This is a genomic window from Pseudoalteromonas sp. 20-92, assembly GCF_030847595.1.
Lineage (GTDB): Bacteria > Pseudomonadota > Gammaproteobacteria > Enterobacterales > Alteromonadaceae > Pseudoalteromonas > Pseudoalteromonas fuliginea.
Genome location: NZ_JANJGQ010000034.1, coordinates 1 through 17,614, shown reverse-complemented (window position 1 = coordinate 17,614; position 17,614 = coordinate 1). Strand labels below are relative to the sequence as shown.

The 17,614-nt window shown below is 38.1% G+C and carries 16 protein-coding genes and 2 tRNA genes; 11 read left to right on the top strand and 7 right to left on the bottom strand.

From position 1 onward, the window contains the following. Positions 1–7: 7 nt before the first annotated feature. The 5 genes from rsxB to NRL14_RS19530 form a co-directional block, all read right to left on the bottom strand. Complete coding sequence (gene rsxB, locus NRL14_RS19550) at positions 8–562, bottom strand: electron transport complex subunit RsxB (protein WP_007379057.1); 555 nt, start codon at positions 560–562, stop codon at positions 8–10. Between the two features lies 1 nt (position 563). Further along, entirely contained in the window at positions 564–1,145 is a 582-nt protein-coding gene (gene rsxA, locus NRL14_RS19545; protein ID WP_008134172.1) for an electron transport complex subunit RsxA, read from the bottom strand. A 616-nt stretch (positions 1,146–1,761) separates the two neighbouring features. Beyond that, positions 1,762–3,702, bottom strand: coding sequence for an EAL domain-containing protein (locus tag NRL14_RS19540; protein WP_149613603.1), 1,941 nt, complete (start codon positions 3,700–3,702; stop codon positions 1,762–1,764). A 144-nt stretch (positions 3,703–3,846) separates the two neighbouring features. Further along, a tRNA-Asn gene (locus tag NRL14_RS19535) sits at positions 3,847–3,923 on the bottom strand. A 21-nt stretch (positions 3,924–3,944) separates the two neighbouring features. Then, positions 3,945–4,021, bottom strand: a tRNA-Asn gene (locus NRL14_RS19530). Positions 4,022–5,062: 1,041 nt separating this feature from the next. Between NRL14_RS19530 and NRL14_RS19525 the strand changes: the two genes are divergently transcribed. The 5 genes from NRL14_RS19525 to NRL14_RS19505 all read left to right on the top strand — a co-directional run bounded on the left by NRL14_RS19525 (position 5,063) and on the right by NRL14_RS19505 (position 11,179). After that, a complete protein-coding gene (locus tag NRL14_RS19525; RefSeq protein ID WP_007378929.1) occupies positions 5,063–6,442 on the top strand; it encodes an MATE family efflux transporter in 1,380 nt (459 codons plus the stop codon). Then, entirely contained in the window at positions 6,439–8,433 is a 1,995-nt protein-coding gene (gene uvrB / locus NRL14_RS19520; protein ID WP_149613605.1) for an excinuclease ABC subunit UvrB, read from the top strand. The genes NRL14_RS19525 and uvrB overlap by 4 nt, the downstream gene beginning before the upstream one ends. A 2-nt stretch (positions 8,434–8,435) precedes the next feature. Further along, positions 8,436–9,374 carry a class I SAM-dependent methyltransferase gene (locus NRL14_RS19515; protein ID WP_007378931.1) on the top strand — a complete coding sequence of 313 codons (939 nt, stop codon included), beginning with the start codon at positions 8,436–8,438 and terminating at the stop codon, positions 9,372–9,374. After that, positions 9,375–10,055: a tRNA (adenine(22)-N(1))-methyltransferase TrmK gene (locus tag NRL14_RS19510; protein WP_149606161.1), complete on the top strand. Its 681-nt coding sequence runs from the start codon at positions 9,375–9,377 to the stop codon at positions 10,053–10,055. Positions 10,056–10,156: 101 nt separating this feature from the next. Next, the gene (locus NRL14_RS19505; protein WP_149606160.1) at positions 10,157–11,179 is read left to right on the top strand and encodes a hypothetical protein; all 1,023 of its coding nucleotides are present in this window, start codon (positions 10,157–10,159) and stop codon (positions 11,177–11,179) included. A gap of 4 nt (positions 11,180–11,183) precedes the next feature. Here the strand turns inward: NRL14_RS19505 and NRL14_RS19500 are convergent, their stop codons facing one another. Beyond that, positions 11,184–11,426 (bottom strand): hypothetical protein, encoded by a 243-nt coding sequence (locus tag NRL14_RS19500; protein WP_010553668.1) that lies wholly within the window; start codon positions 11,424–11,426, stop codon positions 11,184–11,186. A 187-nt stretch (positions 11,427–11,613) separates the two neighbouring features. Here NRL14_RS19500 and NRL14_RS19495 point away from each other — a divergent pair, with 187 nt between their 5' ends. Continuing rightward, complete coding sequence (locus tag NRL14_RS19495) at positions 11,614–12,063, top strand: isoprenylcysteine carboxylmethyltransferase family protein (RefSeq protein ID WP_149613607.1); 450 nt, start codon at positions 11,614–11,616, stop codon at positions 12,061–12,063. Between the two features lie 94 nt (positions 12,064–12,157). On the opposite strand, the gene queC is transcribed toward NRL14_RS19495, so the two are convergent. Next, complete coding sequence (gene queC / locus NRL14_RS19490; protein WP_008136967.1) at positions 12,158–12,814, bottom strand: 7-cyano-7-deazaguanine synthase QueC; 657 nt, start codon at positions 12,812–12,814, stop codon at positions 12,158–12,160. A 145-nt stretch (positions 12,815–12,959) separates the two neighbouring features. Between queC and queE the strand changes: the two genes are divergently transcribed. The 5 genes from queE (at position 12,960) to NRL14_RS19465 (ending at position 17,066) form a co-directional block, all read left to right on the top strand. Further along, a complete protein-coding gene (gene queE / locus NRL14_RS19485) occupies positions 12,960–13,625 on the top strand; it encodes a 7-carboxy-7-deazaguanine synthase QueE (RefSeq protein WP_002960417.1) in 666 nt (221 codons plus the stop codon). Between the two features lie 226 nt (positions 13,626–13,851). After that, positions 13,852–14,595 carry a class I SAM-dependent methyltransferase gene (locus tag NRL14_RS19480; RefSeq protein WP_033031311.1) on the top strand — a complete coding sequence of 248 codons (744 nt, stop codon included), beginning with the start codon at positions 13,852–13,854 and terminating at the stop codon, positions 14,593–14,595. Between the two features lie 286 nt (positions 14,596–14,881). After that, entirely contained in the window at positions 14,882–16,138 is a 1,257-nt protein-coding gene (locus NRL14_RS19475) for a tetratricopeptide repeat-containing protein (RefSeq protein ID WP_149613608.1), read from the top strand. Continuing rightward, the gene (locus tag NRL14_RS19470) at positions 16,138–16,674 is read left to right on the top strand and encodes a TIR domain-containing protein (protein ID WP_149613609.1); all 537 of its coding nucleotides are present in this window, start codon (positions 16,138–16,140) and stop codon (positions 16,672–16,674) included. The genes NRL14_RS19475 and NRL14_RS19470 overlap by 1 nt, the downstream gene beginning before the upstream one ends. Then, positions 16,674–17,066 (top strand): toll/interleukin-1 receptor domain-containing protein, encoded by a 393-nt coding sequence (locus NRL14_RS19465; protein WP_007379107.1) that lies wholly within the window; start codon positions 16,674–16,676, stop codon positions 17,064–17,066. Before NRL14_RS19470 ends, NRL14_RS19465 begins: the two co-directional genes overlap by 1 nt. Positions 17,067–17,614 lie beyond the last annotated feature (548 nt).

The window sequence follows — 17,614 nt, the reverse complement described above, 5'->3', positions numbered from 1 at the left end:
CAAACCTCTAATCTATTTGTGTAACAGGAATAGCATCTAGCTGCCATTTCCAGTTTTGTTTAGTTTCGGCTACAGGCAGCATATCAATGCAATCTACAGGGCAGGGCTCAACACATAAATCGCAGCCAGTACATTCATCAATTAACACCGTGTGCATTTGGCGAGTCGCGCCTAAAATAGCGTCAACAGGGCAAGCCTGAATGCATTTAGTGCAGCCAATACATTCGTCTTCGCGAATGTAGGCTACCGTTTTTATTGGCTCTGCTTGTTCGCCGCCGGCAAGTGGTTTTTCATCAACTCCCATTAAGCCGGCAAGCTTTTTCATGGTAGCTTCGCCACCCGGTGGGCATTTGTTTATTTCATCGCCATTTGCAATTGCTTCAGCATAGGGGCGACAACCTGGGTAGCCACATTGTCCGCACTGGGTTTGCGGTAAAATGGTGTCTATTTGCTCAACAATGGGATTGCTCTCTACGCGAAATCGTATAGCGGCAAATCCTAAAATCAACCCAAAAACCAGCGCTAACGAGCCAAGCGCAATTAAGGCATAAAACAAGGTCATATTAAAATTTCACTAATCCGGTAAAGCCCATAAACGCCATCGACATCAATCCTGCGGTTATCATGGCAATAGAGGCGCCTTTAAAAGGAGTGGGTACGTCAGCTGCTGCTAAACGTTCACGTAATGCTGCAAATAATACCAGCACTAACGAAAAACCAACCGCAGCGCCAAAACCATACACTGCCGATTGTAAAAATGAGTGATCTTCTTTGATATTTAGTAAAGCGACACCTAATACAGCACAGTTAGTGGTTATAAGTGGTAAAAATATTCCTAATAATCGATATAGGGTTGGGCTGGTTTTACGTACCACCATTTCGGTAAATTGCACCACAACGGCAATTACTAAAATAAAGCTCATTGTGCGCAAAAACTCTATGTCGAGTGGGATTAAAATATACTGATTCACTAAATAACTGGTGACGGAGGCGAGCGTAAGCACGAAAGTGGTAGCCAAAGACATACCAATAGCCGTATCAAGTTTTCCTGATACACCCATAAAAGGACATAAGCCTAAAAATTGTACTAATACAAAGTTATTAACCAGAACAGTACCAATCAATAACAAGACATATTCAGTCATGCGAGCCTCACGCTATAAAAATCCTGTGTATTATCCTTTTTTCTGGTGTGATTAACAACATATGCAGTGATTATCATTTAAATAAACAATATTAATTTATGGGGTAACAACAAAGATGTAAAAATACTGTGATTCGTATGTAACCTGAGCTCTGGATAATAAATCTATCCCGAGCAAGTAAATTAAGCACTAACTGCGTTGAATTTACTTGTATATAGGCTGGCTATTAACGTGTAAATTAGCCTTGTTTTCACTGAAAATCTCTGGCTAGAGAAAATAAATTTAAATATCACCATGGCTCAATACGTTAGTAAATTCCTTAGCCAGTGTTCAGGTTATGTAATACCAACCTGCATAAATCTTTGATCAATTTAACGAATTAAATTGCACTATAACGTCGTTAAAAATTTTTATTTAGAACAACTAGATACAAAAAATTTAGCCTAGTTCTAGCATGATTTTCTTAACGTTAAATAGACCCATACATAAGCAGATTGGTATAGTATTCATTTTACTTTGCAGTGTTAGTGGTGCCACCAAATAACTGTACTATGATTTACAAAGCAAAAAAGAGCAACAAGTGCTCTTTTAAATTAGTCAATGTTGCTTAATTGGTTTAGATATCTTTAGGTTTTTCTATGTAATAACCTTGCACGCCATCTAAGCACAAGGTTTCTATAATATGTTTTTCTTCTTGGCTCTCAACACCTTCGGCAAAAACATTAACACCAATGCGGTGGGCTAAATCGACCATTAAGCGCATAAAGTACTGATTGTTTTTATCATCTTCTAGGCCGCGAGTATAACTGGCATCCATTTTAATAAAGTCAGGTTTTAAATCGCGGAAAAACTTAAATGAGGTTAAACCAACACCAAAACGTTCAACAGTTACACGTGCGCCCACTCGGTGAACCATATCAATAAAGCGCTTACTTGCTTTAATATTTTGTTGTAAGCCGAACTCGCTCACTTCAAAAATAAGTTTTGATGCAATATGGGTATCTTTTAATAAGCGACGCTCTAACCAAATTACAAACTGATCGTTATGAGCACTTGAAGCCGTGACATTTAAACCAAAATATTTTTCAGAAAGGTTACGACTTTTAACTTTTTCAAGTGATGAATCGATAATTAATTTATCTATATCAACTGCCATACCAAGCTTTTCAGCCATAGCTAAAAATGAAGCTGTAGGCAGAACTTGATTATCTTCTGTTTTAAAGCGAACTTGAATTTCAGCGTATGCTTTAATACTTTTACCAAGCGGCATAATATTTTGCATAACCAAATGAACTCGTTTGGACTCAATAACCTCGTTAATCACTTTACGCCAGTTTTGATTACCAAACCCAGCACTTACATTATTTACAAGATCGGATTCACGCTGTACATGCCATGCATTAATTTGCTTAGACTGCGCCATACTCATCGCATTATCAACAACTGAGAGAAGTTCGCCTAACGGCTTACCCTTTTCATAACCAACAATACCGGTATTAGCCACTGAGCTTAATTCTTGATTCTGCTGATATTGAGTGAAACGAGATTGTAAGTTTTCGCCAAAGCGTTCGGCTTCTTTAAGTGGTATATGGGGAAGTACAACAGCAAAATCAGAACTATTTAATCTAAATAATTGACTGCCAGCATACGTGCCACTTATATGTTTAATTATATCAGCCACACCCTTTACGTACTCATCACCTTTTTGATAGCCACGGCTTTGATTTATTGCTTGCAGCTCACTACAGCGAATCATTGCTAATGAACCAAAAGTACTTTGTTCGCTATTTTCAATATTTTTTTCGTAGTACTCAACAAACATATTACGATTACCTAGCGCGGTAATTACATCTTTATATGCTTCGTGTTTAATACTAAGCGCTTCACTTTGTATATATTCATTTTTTGTTTTAAGAAAGTGCGATAAGCGGTTAAAACTTGGTACTAAATCTTTTCCTAAGCTTTTCAGTTTAGAGCTATCTAGCACTGTTTCTAATTCACCGGCTTGGTTTTGGTTGATATAAACATCGATAACGTCAGAGACGGTCATGCTGATACTTCTATTTAGTTGATAAAAAATAGATTGCATCAAAATAATAGGAATAATTACTAAAACAGCGGAAATAAAGATAATAATAAAAAGTGATATTTGAAGTTGTTCAGCTAAGTGTTGAATATTAACTGTAAATTCAACTTTTATATCTGCAGCCTTATTTACCGCAAACTGCGGTCGGGCAGAGTTAAAAATAGACTGTATAAAATCTGCAAATAGTGGCAGGTCAATAGGGGAGTTAACGTTAAATACTTCTGCGCCTTGGTAATCTCGTAACGTAAAGCTTGAGAACGTTTTACCATCAGCCAATGATTTTTTTAAATTTTGTACTAAATTATCGTCAAAAGAAAGGTCGTTTATATAGTTGGTAACGCTAGCTTGCGCATTTTTTTGAGCTTCACTTACTGCATTATCAAAGCTTACCGAAATGAAATAGCTTCCAGCTGCAACACATAATAACCAAGAAATTATTTGTATAAAGATAAGTTTTTTAAAGCCAGCCATTTTTTCAGTCTTTTAATAGTTCAAAAGGGAAGGAATGAAATCCTGATTAGTAAATCAGAGCAAATTATTAGCGCGATTTGTTTTTTTATTTATAAAACAGAGGGTAGTGGAATTTAGAATGAATGTCTATGAAATTATTAGAATTGGCTCCCCCTCCCCGACTCGAACGGGGGACCTGCGGATTAACAGTCCGTCGCTCTAACCAACTGAGCTAAGGGGGAATCGTTTATGGTTGAAAAACTTGGCTCCCCCTCCCCGACTCGAACGGGGGACCTGCGGATTAACAGTCCGTCGCTCTAACCAACTGAGCTAAGGGGGAAGCGTCTTGCCTTTCAACGGGGCGAAATATTAATGACCGCGCCGCAAAGTGTCAACATATAAAAGTTATAAATTTAAAAAAGGTGGTTATTCGTTGTTTTTATGTTCGATCTGCGTGTTTTGTGACTTCATTTAAAGAACCTTTTAAAAAATAGAGTGACGATTTTAGACGATATGCCGATTTTTGAGATCGCCTTTCTTAGTTCTTTGAGCAAATAAAATACAATGTTAAACCGCTTAGCTGTAAAAAATACGCACAAAATATAAAAAGTAACGTTTGTATTTTTTATTGTTGGTCTGTTTTGTCAAAAAAGTAAAAGTTTTAAATTGATTTTCGATAATCACAGAAGTGAATTATTTTTTACAACTTATATGTACGATGGTGATTATATTGTCAGAGCTCAAAAATAATACAATCAATACGTTGCGTTATACTTTCATTTTTTTCACAAGAAGATAATCAAGTTAATAAGGCAATTTATATGTCGAGATGGTTTTTGCTCTAAAACCAGAAAAACGCGATAAATTGAATATTTGTAATAAGTCAGATCTGAGTGAAAAAAGCATCACTCTAAAAGCCTTTGTAAATGCGGGCTTGAATGAGTTATCCACGGTTTCTGTGGATAACTCTGTTTATGAAACTTTAAGAACATCAGCGGCACCAGCATTTTAGAGTGCTACAACGATTTCAAGCTTTTAAATCACTATTTTTATTTCATTAAAAAACAACAGGTTACTATTATCAATTTAAATCATCTAACTCGATGAGAGAATTTTTTCGTTACGATAAAATAAAGCATGTCTTTGTGTGAAAATGCATCAGTAATGAACGGGGGTTTGTAAAGAAAAGTAACTAAAATGTGTTTTAATTGTTTTTTGGCGGCTTAGTGCTCAATTTTAGCAAAAATATCTAAAAATAGATCTTTACTGTTTTGTCGAATAGTTAGTTTTATGTTTCCTTCAAATCTGTTGATAAATCCGTGGCTTGAATTGTCTTGATGCTTTAAAATGATTTGCTCAGTAAAAGAGGCTTATTTATTTCATGCGCGCAATTTCAAAAACTCAGACTCGCCCAGATTTACTAAACGATCCTATCTTGCCTACATTAAAGACCATGACCATTCCGATGATTTTTGGCATGATCACGTTAATGATGTTTAATATTGTTGATACATTTTTTATCAGCTTATTAGGCACAGAGCCATTGGCTGCAGTTAGTTTTACGTTTCCTGTTACGTTTACAGTTATTAGCTTAGCCATTGGGTTAGGTATTGGTACGTCGGCAGTTATAGCTAAAGCTTTAGGTAGCAACAAAATAGATGAAGCGCGTTTTGACGCAAGCGTTTCAATATTGGTTGCTTTTGTTTTAGTGCTTATTTTATCGTTTATTGGCTATTTGCTAATCGACCCCATATTTACGTTATTAGGCGCAGGTGAGCAGGTACTTCCTTTAATACACGAATACATGAATGTATGGTTTATCGGTAGCGTATTTTTAATAACCCCAATGATTGGTAACTCGGTACTGCGTGCCAGTGGCGATACTAAAACGCCCAGTATTGTAATGGGCGGGGCGGGGCTTATAAATGCGGTTCTCGATCCTATGCTTATATTTGGTTTTGGCCCTATTCCTGCGTTAGGTATTCAAGGTGCCGCTATTGCAAGTGTAATAGCATGGGGAGTGGCTGTTGTTATTATTTTATATTTACTAATAGTAAAAAAACGGTTGTTGAGTTTAAAAGCCGGGTCGCAAACGGTTGTAGGCGCTATTCGTAAAATATTAAAAATAGGTTTACCCGCCGCAGGCGCAAACATGTTGACCCCGGTTGCAATGGCTGTGATGACCGCTATGGTTGCACATCACGGACCTGAAGCCGTCGCCGCATTTGGGGTAGGCAGCCGGATAGAATCTATAGCCAGTATTCTTGTACTTGCTTTGTCGATGACATTACCCCCGTTTGTGAGCCAAAACTTTGGAGCGGGTAAATTATGCAGAGTAAAAGATGCTTATATTGGTACCTTAAAATTTGTGATGATTTGGCAATTTGCTATTTATATTTTGCTTATTGTTTTTTCAGGCTTTATTAGTCAAATGTTTGGTAAAGAACAAATGGTAATTGATGTGATAAAACTCTTTATTTACACCATTCCGTTTAGCTACGGTTTGCAAGGGGTGATCATATTATCTAATTCTTCGTTTAATGCTTTACATAAACCAATGAATGCACTGTTTTTAAGTACTATTCGTTTATTTGTTTTTTACCTACCGTTTGCTTATATAGGTAATGAGCTAGCTGGTTTAATTGGATTATTTATTGGTGCGGCACTGGGTAATTTATTTACTGCAATGGTGGCATATAAATGGTTTATGAAAGAGCTCGATGCGTTGAGCAGTCAATCATTACGGGAGTGCAATAGTTGAGCGATCATTTTCAGTTAAAATCACATTTTAAGCCAGCAGGCGATCAGCCTACCGCGATTAAACAACTGTGCGAAGGGTTGGAAGCGGGGCTTGCACACCAAACCTTATTAGGTGCTACGGGTACAGGTAAAACCTTTACCATGGCTAATATTATTAACGATTTAAATCGTCCAACAATAATTATGGCGCACAATAAAACGCTTGCTGCTCAGTTATATGGTGAGATGAAAGAGTTTTTCCCTAAAAATGCCGTTGAATACTTTGTATCGTATTACGATTACTACCAGCCAGAAGCCTATGTTGTATCAAGCGACACATTTATCGAGAAAGATGCTTCGATAAATGAGCATATAGAACAAATGCGTTTAAGTGCGACCAAAGCACTGCTTGAGCGCCGCGATACCATTATTGTGGCATCGGTATCGGCTATTTATGGTTTGGGTGACCCTAAATCATACATGAAAATGATGCTGCTTTTAAAAGTCGGGGAAAAAGTCGATCAACGCGATATGCTACGCCGCCTCGCCGAAATACAATACACCCGTAACGATGTAGATTTTAGCCGTGGTACATATCGCGTGCGTGGCGAAGTGGTCGACATATTTCCTGCCGAGTCAGATACCTATGCCGTACGCGTAGAAATGTTTGATGACGAAATAGAGCGCTTAAGTATTTTTGACCCGCTTACTGGTGCTATCGAAAAGCACATAGTACGCACCACTATCTACCCAAAAACACACTATGTTACCCCGCGTGAGAAAATACTCGGGGCTATCGATAAAATACAAGAAGAACTAAAAGATCGAAGAGCGCAGTTACTCAGTGCTAATAAATTAGTAGAAGAGCAACGCGTAACACAGCGTACGCAATACGATATAGAAATGATGCGGGAGCTAGGTTATTGCTCAGGTATAGAAAACTACAGCCGCTATTTATCGGGTCGCACGCCAGGCGATCCGCCGCCTACGTTGCTTGATTACCTCCCAGACGACGCATTAATGATTATTGATGAATCGCACGTAACCGTATCGCAAATTGGCGCCATGTACAAAGGCGACAGAAGCCGTAAAGAAAACCTTGTTGAATATGGTTTTAGAATGCCCTCAGCAATGGATAACAGGCCGCTGCGTTTTGAAGAGTTTGAAGCCATAGCACCACAAACTATTTATGTATCGGCAACGCCTGGCGACTTTGAGCTAGAGCGTTGCGTAGGCGAAATTGCTGAGCAAGTAATTCGTCCAACAGGGTTGCTTGACCCACTTATAGAAGTGCGCCCAGTAGGGGATCAGGTTGATGATCTTTTATCAGAGATTTATAAAAGTGTAGAGAAGGGCGAACGTGTACTTGTAACTACACTTACAAAGCGTATGTCTGAGGATTTAACCGACTATTTAAGTGAGCATGGCGTAAAAGTGCGTTACTTACATTCAGACATTGATACGGTAGAACGAGTTGAAATAATTCGTGATTTACGTGCGGGCGTGTTTGATGTGTTAGTGGGCATTAACTTACTTCGAGAAGGCCTTGATATGCCAGAGGTGGCACTTGTTGCCATACTTGATGCTGACAAAGAGGGCTTTTTACGATCGGCTCGCTCGCTGATACAAACCATTGGCCGTGCTGCGCGTCACTTAGATGGCCGCGCTATTTTATATGGCGACAGAATTACAAAATCAATGGCAAAAGCAATGGACGAAACAGCACGCAGGCGCGAAATTCAGCATGCATATAACGTTGAGCACGGCATAGAGCCTCATGCTCTGGCTAAAAAAATACTTGATGTAATGGATGTAGGCGAAGAAGCATCCCCTAAAGACAACCTTAAACTTATTCGTAAAGAGTCTAAAAAGGTACTTAGTGCGAAAGAAATTACAGTGCAAATTAAGCAGTTAGAAACCAAAATGCATGCATACGCAAGCGATCTAGAATTTGAAAAAGCGGGCTCTGTTCGCGATGAAATACATGAACTACAACAACAGTTGATTAATTAAAAATGACAGCAAACTTTACTCCTCTTATTACTGCGCTTGAAGACGCGCCAATTTTAAAAAATGAACTGTGTCGTGTTTTTCATGGCCGAGGCCACAGCGTCGAAGCGTTAAGTCATATTAATTTAGACTTTTACCCGCCCAGTTTATTTTTGGTTTCGTACGACGAAATTGACGAGCAAACACTAAGCGAGCTTACCGATGTTGTGTGGCAGTGGGCACAAAAAAACCAGCCAGAGCTTATTAGCTCACTTGTGTACCAGCAACGCGCTGGCGTACAAAGCCAAAACACCGTGGTTTATGGGCAATTACCTAACCCGCATGTTGTAACTGAAAACGGCATTCGTTTTTTGGTTGATTTACAGAGCCGTCAAAATACCGGAATATTTCCCGATATGCGCAGCGGCCGTGAGTTTGTAATGGCCAACAGCAAGCATGGCAAAGTGCTTAATTTGTTTTCGTATACATGTGGGTTTTCGCTTGCAGCCATGCAAGGCGGGGCAGATCATGTAATGAACATGGATATGAGCAAAGGCGTACTTAAAGTCGGCAAGCAAAACCATCAGCTAAATGGTTTTGAGCGCGGCGTAAGTTTTTTACCGCACGATATTTTAAAGTCGTTTGGAAAACTAAAAAAAGCAGCCCCGTTTGATTTAATAATAGTTGATCCGCCAAGCTTTCAAAAAGGCAGCTTTATATTAACTAAAGACTATCAAAAAGTGCTGCGCAGATTGCCAGAGCTACTTTGCGATACCACACAATTGTTATTGTGTGCTAATAGCCCAGAGCTTAGCGAAGAGGCGTTTAAGGCATTAATAAACGAGCACACCCAAGGCGCAATTGAATTTGTTGAGCGCCTAGCCCCCACCGAGCGTTTTATTGAAGTAGACAGCAATAAAAGTTTAAAAGCGCTTGTCTATAAAATGTCACAAATACCTGCTTAAATGAAGCTCAGTAAACGCTTAACTGCCATTGATACATTAATTTCGCAGCATCACGATATTATTTGGGATTGTTGCTGCGACCATGGTTATTTAGGCATGGCGCTATTAAAGCGCGCAGCTGCAAGCCAGGTTATTTTTGTAGATATAGTCGCCACTTTAATGAACGATTTAGAAGCGCAATTATCATCTATTAATAAATTACAAAAAACCTGTGATAAAAATCCGCAGTGGCAGGTCTTATGTCAGGATGTAGGCAAAATTGAAATTGCTCAAAGTAAAAGCCAAGTAGTTGTAATAGCGGGTGTTGGTGGTGAGCTGTTGTTAAGTTTAGTACAACAAATTATTGCTAATAACGCAGTGGAACATTTAAATAATGTTCGTTTTATTTTGTGCCCAGTGCATCACACTTATAAGTTGCGAGTCGGTTTAAAGCAATTAGGTTTAGGGCTTGTAAGTGAACAAATAGTTTACGACAACAAACGTTTTTATGAAGTGATTGAAGTGAGCTTTAGTAGCAATAATGAGATTAGTCACACCGGTAATAAAATGTGGAATTTTGCTAGTACAGAGCACGCTATGTACCAACGGCAACTCATAAATCATTATAATAAAATGCTCAATAAAGATAAGCCATACTATCAAAAAGTTATAACAGACTATCAAGAACTCACCGATAGTTAAAAAAGCCCAAAAGTAGGGCGTACATGTGATCTAATTACGACATTGACGACGTAATGTGTTCATAGTTTATATCGCACAACGCGAGTTTATTTGGTTTATTTATGTCAGATAACAAGAGTCACATTAATAATTTGCTTAGCAATGAGCAAAAATGGCAACACAGTTACGAGCAACCTATTTCTTATGCACCCCTCGTGCAGTTAGTTAATAGTAGCTGGGTGGTGCCACAGCATTTTTTACGTTACAAGCACACGCTTGAAAGCGTAAACGAAGTACTTGAGAGTATTGAATTTTCGGCTCACTTTAGAGTGCTTGCTGCACAAAAAGGTGAAGAAATTTACCTGCAAGTAGCAGTGCTGAGTCCTGATAACTACCAAAAAAGCGCATCTACTAATGAAGCCAAAGCTAAAAAACTATTATTTGGCAGACGTTGGATAGTAGAGGAAAACTTACCTACCTCAGAGCTTATTCAAACCGCATTTTTAGCGTTAAAAGTAGCGCGAGAACATGAAGTAAGAGAGCTTTTTCAGTTAATGCAAAGCGGCGCAACAAGCACGCCATTTAATAACCATCACGACTTACCGGTAATGGCTCAAAACCCTGAACTTGTTAAAAGCGAAGCGGTTACAAGTAACGTTGATGACGTGCTTAAACGCATTGTATTTGCAGGAAAAAGCATTGACCTTAAAAGCCAGCAGCAAGTAGCCGAGCAATATTTATATACTGTTGAGCTGTTGTGTGAGGATTGCCAGCTTAGCGAGTTTAATAAAAAAACAATTGCGTTTTTAACAGCAGATCCATCCGTTAATAGCTTTTTACACGGCTTAATTGCGGCATTGGTGGCCACAAGTAACGACTACGTAAACGAGCAGTTTAAATACAAAGGTTTTGCCCGCTTTAGTAAACACGTTGCGGTTGAACAAATAGGTAACCTAAGTATCGCTATGCGCTCGCCAAGTACCGTAGGGCTTTGCTCTATGGGTAAGCAACATGCTAATCAGTTAAACTTTGAGATAGACAGTGGGCGAGCACCACAGGGCTGCGGGCAAGCTATTGGTGGGTTTTTAGCTGCTCACGGTATTGAGCAGCCAGAAAATGCACATTTATATCCAAATTACTTATAACAATTCAAAGTTTATTAATTTCATCTTTAACGTTAAAGCTCGAATCAGTAACAATAGCCTCAAGTGTTTGTACACGCTCTTTTAATGCAAGCACTTGTGCGTTTGTTTCAGCTAATTGTTTATGGGCATCGCTGTTGTTGTTTTGCATTTTATGCTTAAACTCAAGATGCTTTTTATACATATCGTAAACTACTCCTGAGCCAACCGAAATTAGCACAATAAGTACAATCATCGTAGTTCCAGACATAACCTCATTCCTTATCATTTTATTATTCGTTTATGGTTAAAGTATAACCTTTAAGCGCTTTTGATAAAGCTGACAATTGTAACTTAATTTGTATAGTTTACTTAGCGTGTTCATCATTTATACACTTTAGATATTGTTTAATAGCCACCATATAATAAACATATTTTAGTCAATACAGTGAGTTGCCATGTTAAATAATAAAATACCTCCCGTTATTGTTGTGCTGTTTTTTGCAGGCATAATGGCGCTTATTGCGCATTACAGTGTTATTGATTTCACCGCATTTATTACCTACTTAGCAGCAAGCTTGGTCATTATAGGGTGTATTTTTTGTATTGCAGGGGTAGCGAGCTTCAAAATAGCAAACACCACAGTAAACCCTAATAAACCAGAGCAAGCGTCAACACTTATTACGAGCGGCATTTATAAAATTTCACGCAACCCTATGTATGTAGGTTTTGCATTTATTTTAGCAGGGTGGGGTATTTGGTTAAGTTCCTTGTGGGCGCTATTGTGTGTTGTTGGGTTTATTGCCTATTTAACGCTTTTTCAAATAATACCCGAGGAGCGTGCGCTCACTAAATTATTTGGCGAAGAGTTTACCGCCTATAAAGCGCGCGTAAAACGCTGGTTGTAATTAATACCATTGACTTAAAAACCTGACAAACAAAAAAGGCTATCAATGATGGCCTTTTTTGTTTACAGCAATTGTATTACTAATTAATTGCGGCTTATTCGTATTCTAACGGGTCTGTAATGTTATTTAGTGCAAATGCTTCAAGGCGTTCTTGGCACGCGCCACATTTACCACAGGCCTTTTCACGGCCGTTATAACAAGTCCACGTTTGGCTGTAATCTAAACCCATTTCAATACCGTCGGTTAAAATACCAATTTTAGTATTGTTTAAGTATGGGCTAAAAATTTCTACCGCGTCGTAGTTAGCAATACGGCACACATCATCCATTTTTTGCACAAATTCAGGACGGCAGTCAGGGTAAATAGCATGATCCCCAGAATGAGCGCCGTAATAAACTTTGCCAGCTTTAAGTGACACCGCGTAACCAACAGCAAGCGAGAGCAAAATCATATTACGATTAGGCACAATCGTACTTTTCATGCTTTCTTCTTCGTAATGGCCTTCAGGCACATCAATATCATCAGTAAGTGATGAGCCACCAATAAGTTGGTTAATCGCCGAAATATCAACAATTTTATGCGGAACGTTTAATTTTTCACACACACTTGCCGCTACTTTAAGCTCTTTTACATGACGCTGACCATAGTCAAATGAAAGGGCATATACATCATGGCCTTGTTGCAGGGCTTTATTTAGTACGGTAAACGAGTCCATACCGCCGGAATAAATAACAACTACTTTTTGCGTCATATCTGTTTTGCTCTTAGTTTTAATAGAGGTTTATATCAGGGCGCGATATACTACACGGCCGCAGCTTAAATAACAATTTTTGCACAGCGCTTTTTGGTTTTTTAATAGTAGCAATTTGGCTGCTAGGTAGTAAGTGAGATCTCTTTTGTACAAAATTAATGAAGTGTTTGAAACCATTCAAGGTGAAGCTAGTTTTACCGGCACACCCTCAATATTTTTACGTTTGCAAGGTTGCCCAGTAGGCTGCTCTTGGTGCGACACCAAGCAAACGTGGGATGTTGATAATGTATATAAAGTATCGCTGGATGAAACCGTAGAAAAAAAAGCCGACTCAGATCATTGGGCTAACGCCAGTGCAGAGCAAATTTTAGCGCTGTTTCAATCACGTGGGTATACCGCAAAGCATGTAGTAATTACCGGCGGCGAGCCATGCATGTTTGATTTAAATCCAGTATGTAACTTATTACACGAACACGGTTTTAGCACACAAATAGAAACCAGCGGCACGTTTGAAATACTCGCCCCAGAGCAAACATGGGTAACGGTATCGCCAAAAATCAATATGCGCGGCGGTTATGAAGTACTTACCAGCACCATGAAGCGTGCAAATGAGATAAAACACCCCGTTGCGATGCAAAAGCACGTAGAAGAGCTAGAAGAATTATTTGCTAAAACAGGCGTTAATCCTAAGCTTGTTTATTTGCAGCCAATTAGCCAAAAAGTATCAGCAACCAAACTTGCAATCGACACCTGTATTGCCAAAAACTGGCGCTTATCAATACAAGTACATAAGTATTTAGGAATTAGTTAAAGCCAGCTTAAAGTTATATTACGTAGGTTGGGTAGAGCGAAGCTAAACCCAACAAATCTCCACTTCCACACCGTTTTATAACAACGTTTTATAATATTTAAATACGTAGGTCGGATAAGCGAAGCGTCATCCGACAACCATAAAACTCATATCTTCTTCGCTAATAGCCATAACTAGTTTACTATGCGCGACTTAAAAATATTCTACTACTTACCATTAGGCTTATATGTCCGCAAACGCGCTTTACACCGACCTTTCTGATTACTACGACTTAATGTGCGCAGATATAGATTATCAAGCCCAAAGCAATTCTATTCACAGGCTGCACCAAATTTTTGGTAATGGCGCAAACACCCATCTAGATTTAGCATGTGGCACCGGCCCGCATGTACGCCACTTTATTGATAACGGCTATAAAAGTAGTGGGCTTGATTTAAACCAGCCAATGCTCGATAAAGCAAAATTTCGTTGCCCAGAAGCGCAATTTTCGTTGCAAAACATGAGTGAATTTAAAGTCACCGAGCACTTAGATTTAATTACCTGCTTTTTGTATTCAATCCATTACTGCGACGGCATTAATAAGTTAAAAGAATGCCTTGCTAGCGTACACAGCGCATTAAACGTAGGTGGAATATTTTGCTTTAACACGGTTGATAAAAACAAAATCGACAGCGATTCATTTGTAGAGCACACCGCAACAAGCGAAAATAGCTTCTTCACATTTCGCTCTGGCTGGCACTATAGTGGCAGCGGCAGTAAACAGTTATTAAAACTCAGCATAGAAAAAACCACCGCAGACAAAACACTTGTATGGCACGACGAGCACCCAATGGTTGCTTTTAGTTATACCGAGCTTAAAGAAGCCCTAAAACCGTACTTCGAAATCCACATATTTGAACATGACTACGACAAAATAACCCCATGGGCACAGCGCTCAGGCAACGCCATTTTCGTCTGCGTAAAAATTTAAGGCGAACATTCATCAAGAAGAGATAAAAGTTTGGGTAGAGCGCAGCGAAACCCAACGAGCTCCAACGAACCTCCAATACCCACGGCCCAATAACCCCGCATTATATATTTGAAAACGTAGGTCGGATAAGCGAAGCGCCATCCGACACCTATTTGAGTTTCGGCGAATATAAACAGCTAATTAATTATAATGTATGAAGTCAAAATTTGACCCATTTGGCTTTGTTTAATAAAATAAAATCCCAAAATTATAATTGGTTATTAATACATACAGGAATACATTGAATATGGAAATTGACTGCTCAAGAAAGAAAATTTGTTTTGTCATTATGGGTTTTGGTAAAAAATCTGATCCTGAATCAAAAATGACATTTGACTTAGACAAAACGTATAAAAATATCATTCGTCCTGCTGTAATAGAAGCTGGATATGAATGTGTCAGGGCCGATGAAATATTAGATTCAGGCCTTATTGATAGAAGTATGTATGCTTTATTAATGCAAGCTGATTTAGTTATAGCCGACATTACAACGTATAACCCCAATGCAATATATGAGCTAGGTATTCGACATGGAGTTAGACCCCAATCAACTATTATTCTTAAAGAAGAAAATGGGAAAATACCATTTGATCTCGACCATAATCGAATGTGCATGTATAGCCATATGGGCGAAGACATAGGCTTTGATGAGGTCGAGAGGTGTAAAAAGCATCTTGTAGACTTAATTGAAAATGTTACTAAAAAACAAGAGATTGATAGTCCCTTATATCAATTTATTAACAATCTTAATCCCCCCATTCTTCCAGAAGAAGAATATATATCACTAATTGACGATTTAGCTGAAAAAGAAAGTTTAATATTTGCTGTTGTAGAAAAAGCAAAAAACAAAATGAAAGAAAGTGATTTTGAGTCAGCAGCTAAATATTGGGAAAAGGCACATAAAAGCGCACCTAATGAACCATATTTCATTCAGCAAAGGGCATTAAGTGTTTATAAATCTGAAATCCCTAGCCCTGTAACCGCTCTCACAGATGCATTAAATATTATATCTGAATTGTCGCCTGATGAAGTTGCCACTAGTGATCCTGAAACTCTCGGTATTACGGGGGCTATATATAAAACTCAATGGTTAATAAATGGAGATGTAGCATCTTTAAACCGAGCCATTAGTTATTATGGGAAATGTTTCAACATCCGAAATGACTATTATACAGGTGAAAATTACGCGCTTTGTTTAGATATGAAATCGAATGTTAGTGAAGATCCAGATGAACAAGCTCACTCTAGATTTGAGGCAAAAAAAGTACGCAAAAAAATAATCTCAGCTTTGTTGGATATTATTGAATTTGGAGAGATTGAAACAAGAATTGATAGAAAGTGGATTTATGCAACGTTATCTCACTGCTATTTTGTATTAAAAAGCGATGATAAACATAAAGAATATGAAGCATTGTTTATGATTGAATCACCTGATGAATGGGAAGTTTCTACTTATGAAAAAAATAAACAAAAAATTAATGAATTACATGGAGTGATTAAATAATGGCTAAGCATAAGTGTTTTATTTCATATCATAAAGACGATGAAGATGAAGTTAAGGAATTCATTAAAGAATTCGACAAAGATAAAGATGTTTTCATTACACGAGGGATTGGGAAAGAAATGCCCGGTGATGTAATAAATAGTGATGATTCCGATTATGTTATGAGAAGAATTAGAGAACTATATTTAAAAGATTCGACAGTGACTTTAGTTATGTTGGGTAAATGCACTTGGGCCCGAAAATATGTTGATTGGGAGTTGCAATCCTCATTAAGAAACAGTGAAAAGGTTACTCCTAATGGTATGTTGGGAATAAAATTACCTAGCTACAATGGTAATGGCTATCCAAACAGATTGAATTTGAACTTAAAAAAGGACGGTAAGCCAGAAGATTGTTACGCTAGAACTATGGAGTACCCTAAAAGAAAAGACACATTGACGAATGCTATTGATGCCGCATTTGATAGGAGAAAAACCCATATCAAGTGGATAAATAACCCAAGAGATAAGTTTAAAAATAATAGGAGTTGTAGCTAATGGCTAAAAATATATTTGTTTCATATAAATTCACAGATCAAGAGATAGTAAAGGCAGTTAGCTCTATGCTGCAAAATAATGGTGGTAGCATTGATGGGAAATTTGTTTATGTTACAAGAGATGTATCATCGCAGGGTGAAAATGCTATAGACAATGAAATCAATAGTGTAATGGAAGGGTGTGATAAAGCACTTTTTATTATTGGTCAAAATTCTCATAATAGTCCATGGATTAAGCGTGAGGTGCAACTTGCTATTTCAAAAGGATTAAAAGTGGTGGTTACACATATTAATGACACGAACTATGGAATACCAACTGATCTTAATTACACAAATTATACTTCAGCTCAATGGAACATGAACAGCCTAAGCTATAACTTGAATAAACTTTAATCAAGGGGATAAGTCCTGAGGGATCCCCACAATTATTTCTTGGTAAAGGGGATTTTACGTTTACTGGTGACGGTGCAAGAGCCGACATTGGTACTGGCTTGTACTGGCTTGTACTGGCTTGTACTGGTTTAAACGTCGGCTATGCTGCCTATGGTTTTGTAAATCATACATGGCTTATTGGAAGGAAACTCCTTTGATTTTTACAATAGTTTGTGTACTTGGCTTTCTGGTTCTTATGTATTTAGAAGGTATTTTTGCATCTCAGATTTATGCTAGATTAGCACTTCAAGATAGCAAAATAACGTTTGAAGATATCAAGTCAGCAATTAAGTCTGGCAACAAATATAGTGAGCTAATCAGCAGTGAAGAATATAAAAAAATGGCTTTCTTTAAGAGGATAAGGATTTTTCTGATACTTCTATTCTTGATATCTTTCATATTTGAGAACTAAAGGGGTCACCCATTAGAAAGTTCCGGTCAAGCAGGCAGCTGTGTTTTCTTGATCTTTTTATTCAAAAACCAAGTGTTCTTATTATTTAAACTCAATT